This is a genomic window from Micromonospora sp. L32, from assembly GCF_052068055.1.
GTDB classification, from domain to species: domain Bacteria; phylum Actinomycetota; class Actinomycetes; order Mycobacteriales; family Micromonosporaceae; genus Micromonospora; species Micromonospora purpureochromogenes.
Genome location: NZ_JBQHDD010000011.1, coordinates 40768 through 58684 on the forward strand (window position 1 = coordinate 40768; position 17917 = coordinate 58684).

The window sequence follows — 17917 nt, forward strand, 5'->3', positions numbered from 1 at the left end:
GTCAGGGTCGGGTTGTTGACCCGGCGTGGCGGCTGGACATGCTGTCTGTCACCGCAGTCAGCGTGTACTCGCCGAAGTCGGCGACCCGGCTGAAGCCGAGCCGCCGGTAGAGCCGCACCGCGGCGACGTTGTCGGCCCTGACGTTGAGGGCGACGTGGTCGACCTCGCCGCGCAGCCGCCCGCACAGCGCGGCGACCACGGCGGCGGCCAGGCCCTGCCCGCGTACCCGGGGATGGGTGGTGACGTTGCCCAGCGCGGCCACCCGGTAGGTGGGCGACCAGACGTGCACCCCGGCCACCGCGACCAGCTCACCCGCCTGCCGGATCCCCACGTACTGGCCGGTGGCGAGCATCCGCGGATCGAACCAGTTGCCCGGATACGCCAACGCGTAGAGGGCGCGCAGGGCCGACAGGTCGGCCTCACCGAGCACCTCGCCCGCCGGGGTGACCGTGGCCAGCCGGGCCGGGTCGGTCAGCGCCATCCGCAGGTGCGCCCCGGCCGGGTCGACGGCGAACCAGCCGCCCAGCACCTCCTCCAAGCCGGGGGACAGGTGCGCGTACAGGCGGGCGGGCAGCATCGGCGCCAGGTCGGCCAGCAGCGCCGCCAGCTCCGGCAGGCCGTCCGGCCCGGCGAACGCGAGCAGCACCGGCGGTGTCACCCCGTGGTAGAGCAGCGCCACCTGGTCGCCACGACGGAACCACGACGTGTACGGCCAGAAGAAGTCGTCCAGATCGCCCAGCTGGTAGGCGTGCAGCACCGGATCGCGGCGCAGCAGCTCCGCCAGGGCGACGCGGTCGTGTTCGGCCCGTACCGGCATCGGGTCAGCCACCTCCCGTCACGGCGCTCAACCCGCCCGCCACTGGTCGTAGCCGAGCTTCGCCACCAGCGCCAACACCACCACCAGCAGCACGATCCGCACGAACCCGGCGCCCCGGCGCAACGCCATCCGCGCCCCCACCGCCGCCCCGGCGACGTTGCACACCGCCATCGCCGCCCCCAGCAGCCACCACACGTGACCCGTGGCCGCGAACACCACCAGCGCCCCCAGGTTCGTACCCGCGTTGACCACCTTCGCCATCGCCGAACCGTGCACGAAGTCCGCACCCACCAGCGCGGTGAACGCCACCACCAGGAACGTGCCCGTACCCGGGCCGATCAGACCGTCGTACAGGGCGATACCCACCCCGGCCACCGCCACCGCCGCGACCACCCGCAGCCGGGTCCGCCGCGCCGGCACCGCCACCACCCCCAACCGGGGACGGAACACCACGAACAACGCCACCGACACCAGCACCGCCAGCACCACCGGCCGGTACGCCCCCGCCGGCACCGCCCCCGCCAGCGCCGCCCCGACACCCGCGCAGCACACCGCCAGCCCCGCCGACGGCCCCGCCACCATCCAGTCGATCTTCGTACGCCGGGCGTACGTCACCGCCGCCGTCGACGTACCGAAGATCGCGGCCAGCTTGTTCGTGCCCAACGCCGTCGCCACCGGCACCCCCGGCGCGGCCACCAGCAGCGCCGGCAGCAGCAACAGACCACCACCACCGACCACCGCGTCGACCCAACCGGCCATCGCGGCCGCGGCGAGCAGGGTGGTCAGCGACAGGGAATCCACGGCCGGCCATTCTGCCCACCCGCCCCGACCCGCCGCGCCACCCTGTGGCCGACCTCACCGGCCGGCAACCCCCTCACCGACCGCGCCGACGGCGCAGCCACAGCCCCACCGAGGCCACCGCCACAAACACCAGCATCGAACAGAGCAACGCCTTGACCATCGGGCAACTGTGCCACGGCGACGTAGGGTGCAGGAGTGCGCCTGGCGACGTTCAACCTGCTGCACGGCCGCTCCCTGACCGACGGCCTGGTCGACCCCGACCGGCTCACCGCCGCGGTGCAGACCCTCGACGCCGACATCCTCGCCCTGCAGGAGGTCGACCGGGACCAGTCCCGCAGCGGCAACCTCGACCTCACCGCCATCGCCGCCCGCGCCCTCGACGCCCCCGAACACCGCTTCGCCGCCGCCGTCGTCGGCACCCCCGGCGAACAGTTCCGCCCCCTGCGCCACGACGACGACGGCCACGGCGAACCCTGCTACGGCGTCGGCCTGGTCAGCCGACACCCCGTCCGCTCCTGGCAGGTCACCCGGCTGCGCCCCGCCCCGGTACGGTCCCCGATCTACGTCCCCGGCCCCCGCGGCGGCCTCATCCTGCTGCGCGACGAACCCCGCGTCGTGCTCGCCGCGATCCTCGACACCCCGCACGGCCCACTCACCGTCGCCGCCACCCACCTGTCGTTCGTCCCCGGCTGGAACGCCCACCAGCTGCGCCGCGTCGTACGCGCGCTGCGCACCCTGCCCGCCCCGCGGATCCTGCTCGGCGACCTCAACCTCCCCGCCGGCGCGGCCCGACTGCTCAGCGGCTGGCGGCCGCTGGGCCGCCGCCCCACCTACCCGGCCGCCGCGCCCCGCGTGCAACTCGACCACATCCTCGCCGACCGGCACGGCCTGGACCGGCTACCCCCGGTCACCGCCGTCGACACACCCCTGTCGACGATCTCCGACCACCGGCCCCTCGTCGTCGACCTCGGCTGACCCGGCGACGACCCGACCCCGGCCCGGCCGCCGTCGCAGCCTCAGCCCTGCCCGACAGCCCGCTGCGCCGCCCGCACCGCGTTGCGGAACAACATCGCCACCGTCGTCGGACCCACCCCGCCGACCCGCGGCGTAATCGCCCCCGCCACCTCGGCACACGACTCGTCCACGTCCGGCAGCAACCGCCGCCCCTCGTAGCGCACCCCACCACCGACGACCGCCGCACCCGGGCGCACATGCTCCGGCCGCACGATCCCCGGCACCCCCGCCGCCGCCACCAGAATCTCCGCCCGCCGCGTGTACCGCGGCCAGTCCGCCACCCCGGTGTGCACCACCGTCACCGCCGCGTTCGCCGTCGGCCGCTTCTGCGCCAGCAGCATCGCCAACGGCCGCCCCAGCGTCGCCCCCCGACCCAGGACCACCACCTCACGACCCGACACCGGCACCCCGTGGTACGCCAGCAACGCCTCGATCCCCGCCGGCGTGCACGGCAACGGCCCCGGCAGACCCAACGCCAACCGGCCCATGTTCACCGGGTGCATGCCGTCGACGTCCTTGTCCGGGTCGAGGACGTCCAACGCCCGGTCGTAGTCCAGATGACCGGGGATCGGATGCTGCACCAGCACCCCGTGCACCCCCGCGTCGGCGTTGAAATCCGCCAGCACCCGGTGCAGATCCTGCTGAGAGGCCGACGCCGGCAGGTGCACGTGCGGCGACGCGAAACCCAACTCCGCCGCCTGACGCTGCTTGATCCGGATGTAGCCGGCGCTCGCGTCGTCGTCACCCACCAGCACCGTCGCCAGCGCCGGCGTCACCCCCGCCGCGCGCAACGCCGCCACCTGCTCGGCCACCTCGGTCAGGATCTTCTCCGCCACCGGCTTACCGGGCAGCAGCCGGGCCGTCGCAGTCACAGGGGAAGCGGAAACAGACATAGCTCACCTCGTCCGCGGAGGCCCAGGCGGTCGACCCCCGCGACGAGCTCCCCGATGGTTCCCCATCCCCGTGCCGCCAGTCGCGTCCACCCTCAGCCTGCCACACCACCGGCGCGGACCGCATCCGCCACCGCCCACCACCCCGGCAGCCAGACCAGCACCGCGTCCGCCCGCCCGCGCCGCACCCACCCGCACGGCGATGATCCTGTCAGGACAGGCACCCGCGCCCCAACGGCCACTCGCCACAACCCGTACAGTCTCGCCGTGATCGAGATCAGCGCCCAGGTTGACCTGTCGCACCCAAGCGACCGGGTCTGGCAGGCATTGACCAAGCCGCAGCTGCTCAGCCGCTGGTTCACCGAGACCGAGACGGTCACCCAGGCACCGCAGCGGCTGCTGCTGCACACCGCGGGGCTGCCCGGCTTCCACGCCGCCGTCGACGCCGAGGTGACCGACCAGCGGGCACCCGAGCTGCTCGTCCTGCAGTGCCAGGAAGGCGACCGCCGCACCCAGCTCACCTGCACCATCACCCGCACCGCCGAAGGCTGCCGACTGTCGGTGCAGGAAACCATGGAACACGGCACCTGGCCCGCCGAGGACCGCGACCACCGCGAGCGGTACTACCAGCAGACCCTGACCGGACGGCTCCCCGCCATCCTCGACTGGCTCGCCTTCCAGCAGGTCGACCTGCGCCGCGGCGAGGACCCGCCAACCGCCGAGCTGCCCGCCATCGCCCTGTCCGGCCGCGTACCCGCACCGGCCGACCGCCGACGCCGGCTGGCGATCATCGCGGCAGTCACCGCGGCGACCCTCGCCACCAGCGCGGCCCTCTGGGCCCTGCTGCCCGGCGACGCGGACCAGACCGCCGCACCGGCCCCGCTGCCCCCACCACCCACCGCCGGCGCCACCAACGACAGTGCCGCGCCCCGGACCACCCGCAGCTCCCGGCCCTCGTCCGCCGCCGCTCGCAGCACCCCGCGCCCCAGCCGGACCCCCACCGCCACCCCGTCGCGCACACTCACCTCCGCCGCCCCGAGCGCCGCCACCATGACCGCCCGCTACGAGACCACCGCCACCCGGCTCTTCGGCTACACAGGGCAGGTGGTGCTCGACAACCCGGACGGCCCCGCGGCGAAGAGCTGGACCCTCGTCGTCACCCTCGCCGAGGACGGCACCATCACCAACGCCCAGGGAGCCAACTGGCAGCAGGACGGTCAGGCCGTCACCTTCACCGGCGCACCCGTCCCGGCCGGACAGTCGCAGACCATCACCTTCGACGTCCGCAACCCGGACCCGCGCACCAAGGCACCCGAGGGCTGCACGATCGACGGCACCCCCTGCACCGGCCTGTGACCCGACGCCCCGGTCAACCCACGGGATCGAACGACGGCACCAGCCCCGCCAGCGCGCGGTTGGTGCGGTTCGACCGCACCGCCGCCCGCTGCTGACCCGCCGTCACCTCGATGTACGTCTGCGACGACGCCAACGACGCGTGCCCCAGCAACCGCATGATCTCCGCGGCGCTCGCCCCGTCCTCGGCCAACCGCGTCGCGAACGTGTGCCGCAACGCGTGCAGCCGCGCGCCGCGCGGCACCCGGTCACCGATGCCCGCCCGCCGGTAGCAGGAGTCCACCAGGTACTGCAGCCCACCCCGACGCAGCGGCTCACCCCGCCGGTCCACCAGCAACGGCGAGTCCGGCCGTACGCTGCGCGACCCGAACCGCCGCGCCCGACTGTCCAGGTAGGCCGCCAGCACCCGGTCCAGCTCCGGCTCGACCGGCACCACCCGCGGCCGGCCGCCCTTGCCGGCCACGTCCACCCGCCGCTCGTCGGCCCGACCGGTCAGCGACGACACCCGCAGCGCCAGCAGCTCCGACAGGCGCAGCCCGGCGCAGAGCGCCAGGGCCAGCACCGCCACGTCCCGCTCCGGCCACGGGTCCCGCTGCCGGCCGTCCTCCCGGGCGACCGAGGCGAGCAACTGCTCCGGGGTGTCCTCGCCCCGCAACGGCTTGGGCTGGGGGAGCGGAGCGCGCGGCCGGCCCACCGCCGGCATCGGATTGCCCGCCACCACCCCCTCGGCTACCAGGAACGTGAAGAAGCTGTTCCAACTGGACCAGGCGCGGTGCACGGAGGACGCCGCCCGGGGAGCGGCGAACCGGGCGAACGCGGCACGCATGACCCGGGGGGAGAGGTCCGAGATCATCACCTGGTCGAGGGGGAGGGGAGTGGCGTCCTCGCCGACCAGGGCGGCGACCGCCCGCAGGTCCCGCCGGTACGCCTCCAGCGTGTGCGGGGAGGGCTTGCGGGTGGCCCGCGCCGTCAGGAACTCGTCGATGAGCCGCCCTACCGATTCGTCCCGTTTGTGATGCATAAGGGATATTATGCAGGTTTTTCGGGTTTCGGGCCAGCCCGCGAGAGAGGGGAGCGGCGCAGGCGGGGACTCGCTTTCCGGATCGCCCGTGAGCGGTGGCGTCGGCGAGCGGTTCACGAGGAATGGCGAACTGGGGGGTGCAGCGGCGCCGTCCATGAAGATGGGCGCGAGGTCGCGTCCCAGCCGAGGGGGTGGCGCACTTTGGGGACGGCCCGTTCGGCTCACCGCCTCGCGCGGTGCCGATGATGTCGTGCCCAACGCGGCCGTCATTGGGGATGCGTGGCGCACGTGCAGGGGTTCTCCGTCGGGGCCGAACCGGCCGGCCTTCGCCGCTCCCAGGATCGGGTAGCAGTTTCCGAGGCGACGCGGCGAGGTGGCAGTCGGAGAATTGCTACCCGATCCTGGTTCGTCGCCGGCCCACGACAGCGCCGCCCACCCCTCCCGGAGGAGGGCTCCACCAGCGCTACTTGACATAATGTACATTATCGAATCAGGACACTCGGCGGCAGCGACCTCGCCGGCCTCGGCTCGTGTTGTCCGCTCTCACTCATCTGAGGCCGCCGGCATCCAGGCGCCGAAGTACGGCCCGCGCGCCCCCGATCCGGTCTTTCGCCGCCTACTGACCGGGCTCTCCGCCGGCCGCGGCTCGACGGGGCAACGAAACCTGAGGCCGGCTGCTATACACCCCTTCATGTCAAACGCCTCCCTCGGCATGCTGGCCCGTGCGGCGCTCGCCGTCGTCACCTCGGTGGCCGCGCTGGCCGCCGCCGCGCCACCGGCCGCCGCCGCGGCCAGCACGCTCAGCCTTCAGACCCTCCAGTTCTCCCCCGCCGGGGTGGACGCCAGCGGCGACGGCGCCGTCGTGCCGCTGACGTTCAGCGTGCGCAACGGCGACGACGCCGCCCAGGACATGTACGGCACTCTCCTGCTCCAGCAGGTCGGCCCCACCCCCGGCAGCTACGTCGGCCAGACGTACGAGGTCGACTTCCGATTCAACGAGGCCTGGTACGCCAAGGCCCGCTGGTTGTCCGGCACCCCGCAGAAGTCGACCTACCAGTACGACTTCGTGGTGCCGCGGTACGCGGCCACCACCTCCGCCCGCTGGCTGGTGACCCGCTTCGAAGCGCACGACGAGCGCGGGGGCTCGCTCGTCCTCGGCTCGGCCGCACTGCAGGAGGAGTACGGCGGCAAGCTGACCGCCAAGACCCTGGTCGACTCGACCGCCCCGTCCCTGAGTTGGGGCTACCTGGAGCCGATCAGCGGCGCCCGGCCGTACGCATACGTACGTGGCCACGAGGCGGTGCTGCGCTACGACCTCTCACTCATCGACACCGAGTCAGGCTTCTGGAAGGGCAGCCTGACGCTCACCGGCCCGGACGGTCGCACCGCCGTGGGCCGGTTCGAGGCGGGCTTCTACCGGCCGGACCCGCACTGCGGGTCGTACACGGCCAACGACCCCAACTACCCCAGCTGCAACGTCGAGGTGCGCATCCCGGCGGACGCGGCGTCCGGGACCTGGCGGGTCACGGAGCTGGCGCTGACCGACAACGCCGGCAACCGGGGCGTCGTCACCGAGCACGGCCTGGAGTCGATCACAGTCACCTCCAACGAGACGCTGAGCGCCGGGGACTTCGCGGCCAACCCGAACCCGGTCGACAACTGGCGGAGCACGGTCGAGGTCCAGGTGGGCATGGCCGTCACCGGTGCGCGGGACGGCGTTCGGGAGATCCTGCTCGACTTCGACAACCACGGCTGCCTGCAGACCTCGACGACGCCGACGATCCGGACCGACGGCAAGGTGAGCGTGCCGGTACGGGTGTACAGCACCACGAAGAGGTGCACCGTGACCGGCATCGCGCTCCGCGACGGCGCTGGTGCCCTCGCCCTTTACGGCAGCCGGTACGACGCACCGGACCCGAAGCTCACCATCACCCAGCTGGTGAACACGACCCCACCGACCGCCAGCGACGTGGCGCTGACCCCAACCACTGTGGCCAGCAGCGCGGCGGCGAACACCACGCCGGTCGTCACCATGACCGTCACCGCCCCTGTCGCACCGTTGAGCAGCTGCTCGCTCTACCTGTACGGGGCCGACGGCCAGGTGGTGGCCCAGCAGGGCGGCGGCTGCGGTGCCGGCCCGGACGGGCGGCTCACCATCTACGGGTACCTGCCGTGGGGCATCGCTCCCGGCGTGTACACGTACGGTTTCACGCTCGGCGACGCCAGCCGGCTGAGCACCACGTACGGCCCGGAGGGCGAGGCCATGCCGGGCGGCCCGCTCACCCTGACCGTCACCGAGGGCTGACCGCCGGGCCGGTCCCGCGCGCCACCGGGCGCGGGACCGGCCCCGGTCTCAGCGTCGCGCGCAGAGCCGGATCTCGTGCTGCTCGCCGGGACCGCGCCGCGCTCTCGCCCTGCGATTCCAGTAGCTCGGACTTGATGAGCTGGTTGACTGTGAGGTCGACGCGTTCTGCTTCGAGCGCGATCATGGGTGGGAGAAGTGACAATCGGGCTGCCTTCACCGTTCTGGCGCCGAGTAGCCATGTCGACAGAGATCGCAGATCGCCAGCGCTCTTACCGACCCGAGCGGGGTGGCGCGAGGCAGATGACTCGCGAGGCAACAGATGACTGAAGCATGACCGCGAGTCGTCTGCGTCCACATACAGGGCTCTTACCGCTCCCACACCGGTGAACGCGCAGGAGGGCACCGCTCCCCCTGCCAGGCCGCCGACAAGTGGCGATCACGATCTTGGCGAGGGCCCGGCATTGCGGAAGGTGCGACGGTAGGCGTCCGGAGGTACACCGACGGTGCGGTGGAAGTGCCGGCGCAGCGTCGTGGCGGTTCCCATGCCAGCCGCCTCGGCGATGGCGTCGATGCTGTTGTCGGTGTTCTCCAGTAGCTCCTGGGCCCGGCGGATCCGCTGCGTAGCCAGCCACTGCAGCGGGGTGGTGCCGGTTACCGACTTGAAGTGGCGGGCCAGGTTGCGCGAGCTCATGTTCGCCTGGCGTGCCAGGTCCTCCACGGTCAGCGGACGGTTCAGCCGTTCCATCGCCCAGGGGAACAGGTTGGCAAGCGGATGGTCGTCGCGGGCGGGCACCGGGGTGGTGACGAACTGGGCCTGGCCGCCGGCGCGATGCGGCGGCACGACCAGGCGGCGGGCGACGGCGTTGGCGACCGTCGAGCCGTGGTCGCGGCGGATCAGGTGCAGGCACAGGTCGATCGCGGCGGCTTTGCCGGCGGAGGCGAGCACGTTACCGTTGTCGACGTAGAGCACGTCCGGGTCGACCTTCACCCGGGGATAGCGGGCGGCCAGCGCCTCGGTGTGGGCCCAGTGGGTGGTCGCGCGCAGCCCGTCCAGCACTCCGGCGGCGGCCAGCACGAACGCACCGGTGCACAGCGAGACCATCCGAGCGCCCGCCTCGTGGGCCGCGCGGACGGCGTCGAGCAGGTCGGGTGGCACGTCCGCGTCGATGTCTTCCACGGCCGGGATGATCACGGTGTCGGCGCGGGCGAGTCGGTCCAACCCGTCGTCGGGTTCCAGGTGGAATCGGCCGATCCGGACCGGGCCCGGGCCGCAGACCACGAGGTCGTACCACGGGTCTGCCAGGCCGGAGGGGTCGCGGACGAAGACTTCGCAGGCCATGGCGAGCTCGAAGTGCAGCATCCCGTCGGTGGCGGCGAGCGCGACAGTGGCCATGTCCGGAATTGTATGGGGCATGGCGTTCCAGACACTACTGCGGGGCTGGCCGCGCTGAGAGGATCTCCTCAGTCGATCTTTTGAGGGGGAACTGCAGATGGGTTCGAGTCAGATGGCGGCGGTGTTCGGTGCGTACGGACACACCGGGCGGTTCGTGGTGACGGAGTTGCGCGACCGCGGGTTCGTCCCGCTTCTCCTCGGCCGCGACGCGGGCAAGCTCGAGGCGCTGGCGGCGTCGTATCCGGGGCTCGATTACCGGCTGGCGTCGGTCGACGATCCGGCCTCGCTCGACCGCGCGTTGGAGGGTGCGGCCGCCGTCATCAACTGTGCCGGCCCGTTCGCCTCGACCGCGGGCCCCGTGATCGAGGCCGCCCTGCGCACCGGGGTCCCGTACGTGGATGTGGCGGCCGAGATTGAGGCCAACCTCGACACGTTCACGCACTTCACCGACCGCGCTCGGACCGCGGGCGTCGCGGTGGTCCCGGCGATGGCCTTCTTCGGCGGACTCGGCGATCTGCTGGTCACGACGGCGATGGGCGACTGGACGGCGGCCGACGAGGCGCACGTCGCGTACGGACTGAGCAGTTGGCACCCCACGGCCGGGACCCTCGTCTCCGGCACCGTCTCGCGGGAACGGCGCGCTGGCCAACGTGTCCGCTACACCGGTGGCCGGCTGGAGTACTACGTCGACGAGCGCGACCTGCCGAGGATGGAGTGGGACTTTCCCGCTCCGGTGGGCCGCCGGACCGTCCTCGGCGAGTTCACGATGGCCGACGTCGTCACCGTCCCCAGTCACCTGTCGATCCCCGAGGTGCGCACGTACATGACCACCGACGCGGCCCGGGACCTGGCCGCTCCGGGCACACCCGCACCGACCGCTGTCGACGAGCTCGGCCGGTCCGCGCAGACGTTCACCGTCGACGTCATCGTGCGCTCCGGCGACACGCAACGACGCGTCGTCGCCAGCGGCCAGGACATCTACGCCATCAGCGCACCGCTGGCGGTCGAAGCGGTCCGCCGCATTCTCGGCGGTCAGACGAGGACGAGCGGCGTCGCCTCCGCCGGCGAGATCTTCGACGCGCCCGACTTCCTCCGCGCGCTGTCCGCGCACATCTCGCTCGAACCGACCCACGAGTCTCGCGCGCCACAGTTCGTCTGATCGCCCGGTCAGAGATGACAGCCGGACAGTCCCCGATGTCGGCGTGCCGTTCCGTCACGAGCGACAGAGGGTTGGCGTGACGCCGGTCGGTGGCTGGGCTGTCCGGCGGGAACGTTACGTCGTGACGTCGGCCCCGACGCCGGCCGGCAGGAGGGCCAGGAGCTGTTGCGTGTGGCCGGGGAGCTCCAGGTCGGCGAGCCCGGTGATGAGGTCCCTCAGCGGTAGGGGCTGATCGACCAGGACGGTGCCGTTGGACAGGAGCAGGGTGGGCACCGGGGTGTCGAGTTCGGCCTCGCTCAGCCCCGGCCCGCCGAGTGCGCAGAGGGCGTCCCCTTGGCAGCGGATGCGCTCGCGGAGCCCTGCGTTGCCGCGGGCGAGGGTGATGACGCGCTCGATGGTCCAGGTGTCGAGCGCCAGGCGGTTGTCGTACGTCATGTTCGCTCCCGCCGCGACGGCGGAGGCGGCGGCGATGGTGGCGGCGTTGACGAGGGCGACGTGCGCCAGGATCTGGTCGGCGTTCCACTCGCCGGCGGGCGGGGCGGGGCTCGTACCGTCGGAGCCGGCCACTGTCGCAGCGGCGTCCAGCAGCGTGCGGTAGGCGTCCCGGAGCGGCGTGGTGTCCATGTGTCTCCTTACTTGGCTTGGCTGGGCTGCCGGCTCAGGTGTGCGCCGGGGACATCTCCCACGGCGCCTGTGGCAGGACGTCGCCGGTCTCGAGCAGCGATTTGAGGTTCGCCAGCACGGCCGGCCAGCCGCGGGAGATCCCGCCGAGCATCTCCAGGTTGGCGAGGTTCTCGTGGGTCACGGTGAGGCGGACGATGTCGTGGTGCGGTTCGACCAGGAAGGTGACGACCGACGGTTCTCGTGGCGCCTCGGCGTCCGGGGCGTCGTCGAAGGTGATGACGAGGCGGGTCGGGGGCTCGACCTTGAGCACTTGACCGACGACGTCGACGGCGCCTGAGCCGTCGACGCGTCGGTGCTCCCAGGCCGAGCCCGGCTGCCAGTCCGAGACGTTGGCGTGCCCCCAGTAGCGGGCCGTCAGGTCTGCGTCGGTCAGGGCCTGCCACACCTGCTCGGCGCTGGCGCGGATGTAGGTGGTGTAGACGTAGGTCGGCACCGGCGTGGATTCGGTGGTCATGGCGTACTCCTCTGCCTGGTTCTTGATGGCGCTGATCGCTTGCAGGCGGGGCTTGTCGAACGAGGAGATCCAGCGCTGCTCGATCTCGTGGATCGGGGTGGGGTTGAGGTAGTGCAGCCGTTCGCGTCCGCGTCGGACGACGGTGACGAGGTTGGCCCGCTGCAGGATGTCCAGGTGCTGCGTCGCCGACTGACGCGCCATGTCGAGGTGTTCGCACAGCTCGCGCAGTGTCTGGCCGTTCTGCTCCCGCAGCCGGTCGAGCAGGAGCCGTCGGGTGGGGTCGGCCAGTGCCTTGAAGGCGGAGTCCATCCCGCTCGCGTCGGTACTCACCCGGCCATCATGCAGGCATATGCCTGCCTAAGTCAACGAGGAGCGCTCACCGAGCCGCCTGACCGGCCGGGATGCGCGTGAAGGCACTGCCGGCTTCCTGGTCGGGGCGCTCGGCATCGCGACGCGGCAGTTCTGGCTGCTCCACCTCGGGTACGGGCTGCTGGTCAGTTCGGCACGTTCGAGGTGGGGTCGATCCCACGGCAGGCTGCTGACAGCGTGATCGGCGGCGGGGATTGGTGTCGGCGCTGCTGGGTTACGGGGTGGCGCAGACCGTGATCACGGCGGCGAAGCTGTTCACGAGTTGACGGGTCGGAGCCCCGAGGCGGCGCCCCGGGGCTCGGCTCACCGGCGTGCCGGGCCGGCGTTGACGTCGCCGTCCCCCGGCGGCACGGCTGCCGCGTCTGGACCTGGCCAAGCGTCCGGCGAACGGTCGCCTACCACTGAGGGATGCACGGGTCGGGTTCGTCGTCGAACCACGGGATGGGCCCGCAGATACCGGCTATGTACCACAGACTCCGGAACACGGTCCGGTCCCACCGGCAGCAGTAGTCGCGGTGCCACAGTGTCGGCGGGACGCACCAGGTGCGCGTCTCGCACGCGGCGTACTGCTGGGGCACGACCATGGCGTCGTCGGCCGGCGGTCCCGCTGCGCCGCTCCCCGCCCGGTACGAGTTGGACGTGCGGTACACCGACAGTTCAGCCGTGAGTCCAGGAACCTTCATTGCCTACTCACCCCCGTTTGAAGCACCCGACCTCGCTGGTATCGGCCACCGGCCGGCAGTCCCGGTCGGGTGGGCAGCAGATCTTGCCGCCGCAGCAGGATCGGCCCGGCGGACACGGCACGGTCTCGCAGCACAGGTTCGGTGGACAGCAGCCCTGGCTCGTGGCACTCCAGCCGGGCGCACAGCACTTGCCGTTGCTGATGGCCTGACCGTCCGGGCAACAGTTGCCCTCGGCCACCCGGTCGCTGCGGCAGCAGCCCTGCGGGGTGCACGTCTGTCCCGGACTGCACCGCCGGTTGTTGCAGACGAGCTCCGGCTTGGTGCAGCCGTCCAGGGTGCAGACATCGCCGACGTCGCAGCACCTGCCGTCGCAGATCGGATTACCGGGCGGGCAGAAACCCTGATCGGTGCACTGCTGCTCGCCCGGCACGTAGCAGCCGTACTTGAAGCAGCACTTCTGACCGGGTGGGCAGCACTGCAGTACGTAACCGTCGCGAGTGGCGTTCAGCACCTCGCAGCACTCGTTGTCCTCCGGGCAGCAGTGTGGTGTGAACCCGGTTCGGAAGCACAACTTGGTTCCGGGCTCACACGGCCATGGACCCTGCTGGCATTGGGCCCGGCACACCGGCAGGCACTCTGCGCGCAGCAGCTGCGTCGGCAGGCCCGAGTCCGCGCTGGCGGCGACACAGTCGGCGATGCAGTCCTCGACGCAGTCACTCGCCGGCTGCACGCCGGACTCCGGCGGCACCCAGGCGATCCCGACCCGGTACTGCTGGCGGGTCCGGTACAACGAGCACTCCGCGGTAAGTCCGGGTACTGGCATCGCCGCTTCCTCCTTCGGCCGTGGCTACCGGTCGTAGTAGGGCGACAGTTTGGTCACGAGGAACGGGAACTCCTCGGTGACGTCGACACGGACGAAGAACTTCTCCGTGACGTCGGTCTGCCGGTTGGTGTAGGAGAAGAGGACGTCGAGGATGCGGCGGGCCCCGCTCAGTCGTGACGGGCGCGTCTCGATGGCGGTCAGTGACGAGCCGGTGGCGAACGCCTCGGCGCTCTTGGCGTAGATCGCCGGATAGCGCACCGCCAGGTAGTTGAGCGCGCGGTGCTCGTCGGTGGCGCCGGCGTTGTCGGTGAGCTGGGTCAGCCGGTCCAGCATCTCCTCCGACGCGGACCGGAACGGCTGTTCCTCGATGTGGTCCGGCTTGGGCAGGGCGCGCAGCAGCGAATCGGTGGTGAACGCGTAGATCTGGTCGAAGGCGACCATGGGCAGCATCAACCCGTTGCACAGCTCCTGCGGGGCCACCGGCCCCCTGACGCCGATCACCACGTGCAGGTCCGACGGCCTCGGCGGCGAGCCGAGAACCTCGACGAGCAGGTCGAAGTCGGCGGGGTCTCGGGGCTGCAGGACGTACGTCTCCAGCCCCTGGATGGTGAGCACGTAACACAGCTGGCGGCTCAGATAGCGGTTGTGCGGGTCGGACAGCACCGCGCCCAGCGCCTGCCGGTCCGTCAGGTTTGCCGTCTCAGCACGTCCGGTGGCCTGCGCGAACTCCTTCTCGATGGCGAGACTCGGGAAGCGGGCCTCGATGCGGCCCAGGGCGTACACGTACGGCGCCGGGATGCGACCGCGGCCGCCCGGGCGCTCGTACGCGGCCTCGCCCCCGCCGCACGAGGTGCAGCCGTGGCCTGTCGGCGGCCGGGACGGCGGCTCGGCGGTCATGCCGCGCTGCTCCATCGGCGGCGTGAGATGTGCATGACCGGGTGATGCGGGCAGGGGTTCACCTGCCTGCTGCGGGACCACCGCTTGCTCCATCTGGTCGATGCCGCTTGTCGGATCTTGCATGCGCGCTCCTGTGTACGAAGATCTGCTCAATCGAGTCACTGCCGGGGTCGGCCGCTGACTCATCGCCCCGGGCTGTTCCGGCCGGAGAAGGTCACCCACCTGTTCAGGGCCGCGGCCCGCCCCTCGCATCCGCGGCACGTCTTCACGCCGGCCATGCTGGTCACGCGCTTCACCACGTCACCGAGTCCGACGTCTTGATCGTTGACGAATCCCGGTATGCGCAGCCGGGAAGGCTTTCGACCCGGTGTGTCCGGGGAACCGGCTTTCGGCGAGTCCTCGGTCATGGCAACCCCCTTCCTACTGCCGCATGGTCCGCAGCAGCTCGAACGCCGCTGCCGCGTTGAGCAGCGGTGGAACGACGGATGTTCGCCGGGCCGTCGACCGGGTCACGGCGAACAGCAGTTCGGCTGGGCCGGCCGTGGGGAACAGCGACCACAGCAGTCCCACCGCGCCCGTCACGAACGCTGCGGCGGCGCTCGTGCCGCCGAACGCGCGCCTGCCGTCGGCGGCGAGGCCGGTGACGCCCTCGCCCGGGGCGCCGACGCCGCGACGGCCCGTCGAGTGCGCGAAGTTCGAGCCCGGCAGGGGGCGTCCTTGCAGGTCGTAGGCGACAACGGGGATCACCGCATGATGGCGGGTGATCTCCGTGCTGCCGATCGTCGCCTGGTTTCCGGCGGCCGCGACGACTATGGCCCCTCGCTGGAACGCGTGGTCCAGCGCCTGTGACAGCCCCTTGTCGGCGGCCGGCGTGGCGAGGGGCACCAGGCCGAGGCTGAGGTTCACCACCCGCGCCCCGGCGTCGACGGTCTCCACGATCGCTGATGCCAGCTCCGCCGGTGGCACCGCGCCGACGCGGTGCGCCGCCGTGAAGATCGGACGGACGAGCAGGGTGGCGTCGGGGCAGATGCCGGGGTGGGACGTGTCGCGGCCGGCCATCAGGATCCCGGCGATGGCGGTCGCGTGGTCGGATGCGGCGCCCTGCCCCGTCTGGGCCGGGATGGGCGGTGCGGTCAACTGTCGGATGGACGCGGAAGCGAGCTCGGGGTGATCCGTCCTGACGGGGCCGTCGATGATCCCGAGCACGGTCTCCGGGCGACCGGTGGTCAACGCCATGAGGCGCGTCAGGGACACCAGTCTCAACGCGGGGAGATTGGCAGCCTGCGTCGACCGGATTCCCTGGACCCGCGCCTGTTGGTGACCGCTCATTGATCACGCCTTCCCGCCACTCGACGAGCGGGCGACAGGTGCCTGCCCGCGCCGCTTTCGTGCGGTCTGTTTCGGAACTCTCCACCGCGTTATGCCTGGTCAGATGCTGTGTCGAGGGTAGCAACGGGCCGTGCGGGAGACAGGAGAATCAGCCGAGCCGGTCCCCCTGTCGTGATCATCCGCTGGGGGATTTCGTCCGTGACGGTTACGGGGTGGCGCGCACCCTGGTCACGGCGGCGACGTTGCTCACCAGTTGACGGGTCGGGCCCCGAGGCCGGCTCACATGCCGCCGGCGACCCGCAGCACCGCGCCGGTGGTGTAGGAGGCGTCGGGGCCCAAAAGCCAGGCGACGGCCCCGGCGACCTCGTCGGGCTCGCCCGGTCGGCCGATCGGCACCCGGCCGGCGTTGCGGTCGGGGCGGTCCGGCATGCCGGAGAGGGCGTGGATGTCGGTGCGGATGAGGCCGGGGGCGACGGCGTTGACCCGGATGCCGTGCGGGGCGAGTTCCTTGGCCAGGCCGATGGTGAGGGTGTCGGTGGCGGCCTTGACGGCGGCGTAGTGGATGTACTCCCCCGGGCTGCCGAGGGTGGCGGCGGCGGAGGAGATGTTGACGATGGCGCCGCCGGTGCCGAGGCGGCGGGCGGCCTGCTGCGCGCAGAGGACGTAGCCGATGAGGTTGACGTCGACGACGTGGCGCAGGTCGTCGGGGCGCAGGTCGGTGAAGGCGCCGATGGGGCTGGTGACGCCGGCGTTGTTGACCAGGCCGGTGAGCGGGCCGAGGTCGGCGGCGGCGTCGAAGAGCCGGTCGACCTGGTCGGGGTCGGTGGTGTCGGCGGGTACGGCGACGGCCTGGCGGCCGAGGGCACGGACGTCGGCCAGCACCGCGGCGGCGGCGGCGTGGTCGCGTCGGTAGCCGATGGCGATGTGGTGGCCGTCGTGGGCGAGGCGGCGGGCCACGGCGGCGCCGATGCCGCGGCTGCCGCCGGTGATGACCGTGACCGGATTCAATGGACCGCTCCCCTGCCCCGTGTGGTGGCGACGCTACCGTTTTGGACACGGGCCGGTCACGGAGAGGGTGGTCACACATGACGCGGGCGTTGGTGCTGGGTGGCGGCGGGGTGACCGGGGTGGCCTGGGAGTGGGGGCTGTTGGCGGGGCTGGCGCAGCGAGGGGTGGTGCTGGCGGACGCGGACCTGGTGGTGGGGACGTCGGCCGGGTCGGTGGTGGGCGCGCAGTTGTGTTCGGGGCGGCCGGTGCGCGAGTCGTACGAGGCGCAGTTGGCGGCGCCGACGGGTGAGGTGGCGGCGCGGTTCGGGTGGTCGGCGGTGGCGCGGCTGGTGTGGGCGGGTGGTCGTACCCGGGACGCGGTGCGGGCCCGGGCACGGGTGGGGGCGATGGCGGTGGCGGCGCGTACCCCGTCGGAGGCGTCGCGGCGGGCGGTGATCGAGGCCCGGTTGCCGGCGCGGCAGTGGCCGGCGCGGCGGTTGCTGGTGACGGCGGTGGACGCGATCTCGGGTGAGTTCGTGGTGTTCGACGCGGCCAGTGGGGTGTCGTTGGTGGACGCGGTGGGGGCCAGTTGCGCGGTGCCGGGGGTGTGGCCGCCGGTGACGATCGGGGATCGCCGGTACGTCGACGGTGGGGTGCGGTCGGTGGTGAACGCGGATCTGGCGGCGGGCGCGGAGCGGGTGGTGGTGCTGGCGCCGATGACGTCGGGGTTCGGGCCGATGCCGCGGTTGTCGGCGCAGGTGGCGGCGTTGCGGTCGGTGGCGCGGGTGGCGGTGGTGTCACCGGATCGGGCGGCGCGGGCGGCGATCGGCCGGAACGTGCTTGATCCGGCGCGGCGGGCGGCCGCGGCGCGGGCGGGGTTCGCGCAGGCCGAGGCGGTTGCCGCCGACGTGGCCGGGGTGTGGGGCTGATCGCTTAGG

Annotated in this window: 16 protein-coding genes and 1 riboswitch; of the genes, 6 read left to right on the forward strand and 10 right to left on the reverse strand. The window is 72.1% G+C overall.

Translation table 11 applies throughout. The features are described 5' to 3' along the window. Position 1 precedes the first annotated feature (1 nt). Complete coding sequence (locus ACTMTB_RS25830) at positions 2-829, reverse strand: GNAT family N-acetyltransferase (RefSeq protein ID WP_441148805.1); 828 nt, start codon at positions 827-829, stop codon at positions 2-4. A gap of 15 nt (positions 830-844) precedes the next feature. After that, entirely contained in the window at positions 845-1618 is a 774-nt protein-coding gene (locus ACTMTB_RS25835) for a sulfite exporter TauE/SafE family protein (protein WP_441148806.1), read from the reverse strand. A gap of 195 nt (positions 1619-1813) precedes the next feature. On the opposite strand from ACTMTB_RS25835, the gene ACTMTB_RS25840 reads away from it, so the two are divergent. After that, on the forward strand, positions 1814-2593 hold the full coding sequence (locus ACTMTB_RS25840) for an endonuclease/exonuclease/phosphatase family protein (protein ID WP_357921452.1): 780 nt from the start codon (positions 1814-1816) through the stop codon (positions 2591-2593). A gap of 41 nt (positions 2594-2634) precedes the next feature. Here the strand turns inward: ACTMTB_RS25840 and ACTMTB_RS25845 are convergent, their stop codons facing one another. After that, positions 2635-3504: a bifunctional 5,10-methylenetetrahydrofolate dehydrogenase/5,10-methenyltetrahydrofolate cyclohydrolase gene (locus tag ACTMTB_RS25845; protein WP_441148807.1), complete on the reverse strand. Its 870-nt coding sequence runs from the start codon at positions 3502-3504 to the stop codon at positions 2635-2637. Positions 3505-3538: 34 nt separating this feature from the next. Continuing rightward, positions 3539-3614, reverse strand: a riboswitch (ZMP/ZTP riboswitch). A gap of 175 nt (positions 3615-3789) precedes the next feature. Between ACTMTB_RS25845 and ACTMTB_RS25850 the strand changes: the two genes are divergently transcribed. Further along, positions 3790-4878, forward strand: a complete 1089-nt coding sequence (locus tag ACTMTB_RS25850) for a cellulose binding domain-containing protein (RefSeq protein WP_441148808.1) — start codon at positions 3790-3792, stop codon at positions 4876-4878. Positions 4879-4891: 13 nt separating this feature from the next. Here the strand turns inward: ACTMTB_RS25850 and ACTMTB_RS25855 are convergent, their stop codons facing one another. Continuing rightward, on the reverse strand, positions 4892-5896 hold the full coding sequence (locus ACTMTB_RS25855) for a tyrosine-type recombinase/integrase (protein WP_441148810.1): 1005 nt from the start codon (positions 5894-5896) through the stop codon (positions 4892-4894). Positions 5897-6587: 691 nt separating this feature from the next. Here ACTMTB_RS25855 and ACTMTB_RS25860 point away from each other — a divergent pair. Beyond that, positions 6588-8201 carry a hypothetical protein gene (locus ACTMTB_RS25860; RefSeq protein WP_441148811.1) on the forward strand — a complete coding sequence of 538 codons (1614 nt, stop codon included), beginning with the start codon at positions 6588-6590 and terminating at the stop codon, positions 8199-8201. Positions 8202-8637: 436 nt separating this feature from the next. On the opposite strand, the gene ACTMTB_RS25865 is transcribed toward ACTMTB_RS25860, so the two are convergent. After that, entirely contained in the window at positions 8638-9594 is a 957-nt protein-coding gene (locus ACTMTB_RS25865) for a helix-turn-helix domain-containing protein (RefSeq protein ID WP_441148812.1), read from the reverse strand. 97 nt (positions 9595-9691) lie between these two features. Here ACTMTB_RS25865 and ACTMTB_RS25870 point away from each other — a divergent pair, with 97 nt between their 5' ends. Next, the gene (locus ACTMTB_RS25870) at positions 9692-10753 is read left to right on the forward strand and encodes a saccharopine dehydrogenase family protein (RefSeq protein ID WP_441148813.1); all 1062 of its coding nucleotides are present in this window, start codon (positions 9692-9694) and stop codon (positions 10751-10753) included. Positions 10754-10867: 114 nt separating this feature from the next. Here ACTMTB_RS25870 and ACTMTB_RS25875 read toward each other — a convergent pair whose 3' ends face one another. Next, positions 10868-11377, reverse strand: coding sequence for a hypothetical protein (locus tag ACTMTB_RS25875; protein ID WP_441148814.1), 510 nt, complete (start codon positions 11375-11377; stop codon positions 10868-10870). Positions 11378-11411: 34 nt separating this feature from the next. Further along, the gene (locus ACTMTB_RS25880; RefSeq protein ID WP_441148815.1) at positions 11412-12221 is read right to left on the reverse strand and encodes an ArsR/SmtB family transcription factor; all 810 of its coding nucleotides are present in this window, start codon (positions 12219-12221) and stop codon (positions 11412-11414) included. A 236-nt stretch (positions 12222-12457) separates the two neighbouring features. Here ACTMTB_RS25880 and ACTMTB_RS25885 point away from each other — a divergent pair, with 236 nt between their 5' ends. Further along, positions 12458-12526 carry an MFS transporter small subunit gene (locus ACTMTB_RS25885; RefSeq protein ID WP_441148981.1) on the forward strand — a complete coding sequence of 23 codons (69 nt, stop codon included), beginning with the start codon at positions 12458-12460 and terminating at the stop codon, positions 12524-12526. 1264 nt (positions 12527-13790) lie between these two features. Here ACTMTB_RS25885 and ACTMTB_RS25890 read toward each other — a convergent pair. The 3 genes from ACTMTB_RS25890 to ACTMTB_RS25900 form a co-directional block, all read right to left on the reverse strand. Next, on the reverse strand, positions 13791-14663 hold the full coding sequence (locus ACTMTB_RS25890) for a hypothetical protein (protein ID WP_441148817.1): 873 nt from the start codon (positions 14661-14663) through the stop codon (positions 13791-13793). A 420-nt stretch (positions 14664-15083) separates the two neighbouring features. After that, positions 15084-15992, reverse strand: coding sequence for a S8 family peptidase (locus ACTMTB_RS25895; RefSeq protein ID WP_441148818.1), 909 nt, complete (start codon positions 15990-15992; stop codon positions 15084-15086). 279 nt (positions 15993-16271) lie between these two features. After that, positions 16272-17000 carry an SDR family NAD(P)-dependent oxidoreductase gene (locus ACTMTB_RS25900; protein ID WP_441148819.1) on the reverse strand — a complete coding sequence of 243 codons (729 nt, stop codon included), beginning with the start codon at positions 16998-17000 and terminating at the stop codon, positions 16272-16274. Between the two features lie 77 nt (positions 17001-17077). On the opposite strand from ACTMTB_RS25900, the gene ACTMTB_RS25905 reads away from it, so the two are divergent. Next, positions 17078-17908: a patatin-like phospholipase family protein gene (locus tag ACTMTB_RS25905; protein ID WP_441148820.1), complete on the forward strand. Its 831-nt coding sequence runs from the start codon at positions 17078-17080 to the stop codon at positions 17906-17908. The last annotated feature ends 9 nt before the right edge of the window (positions 17909-17917 follow it).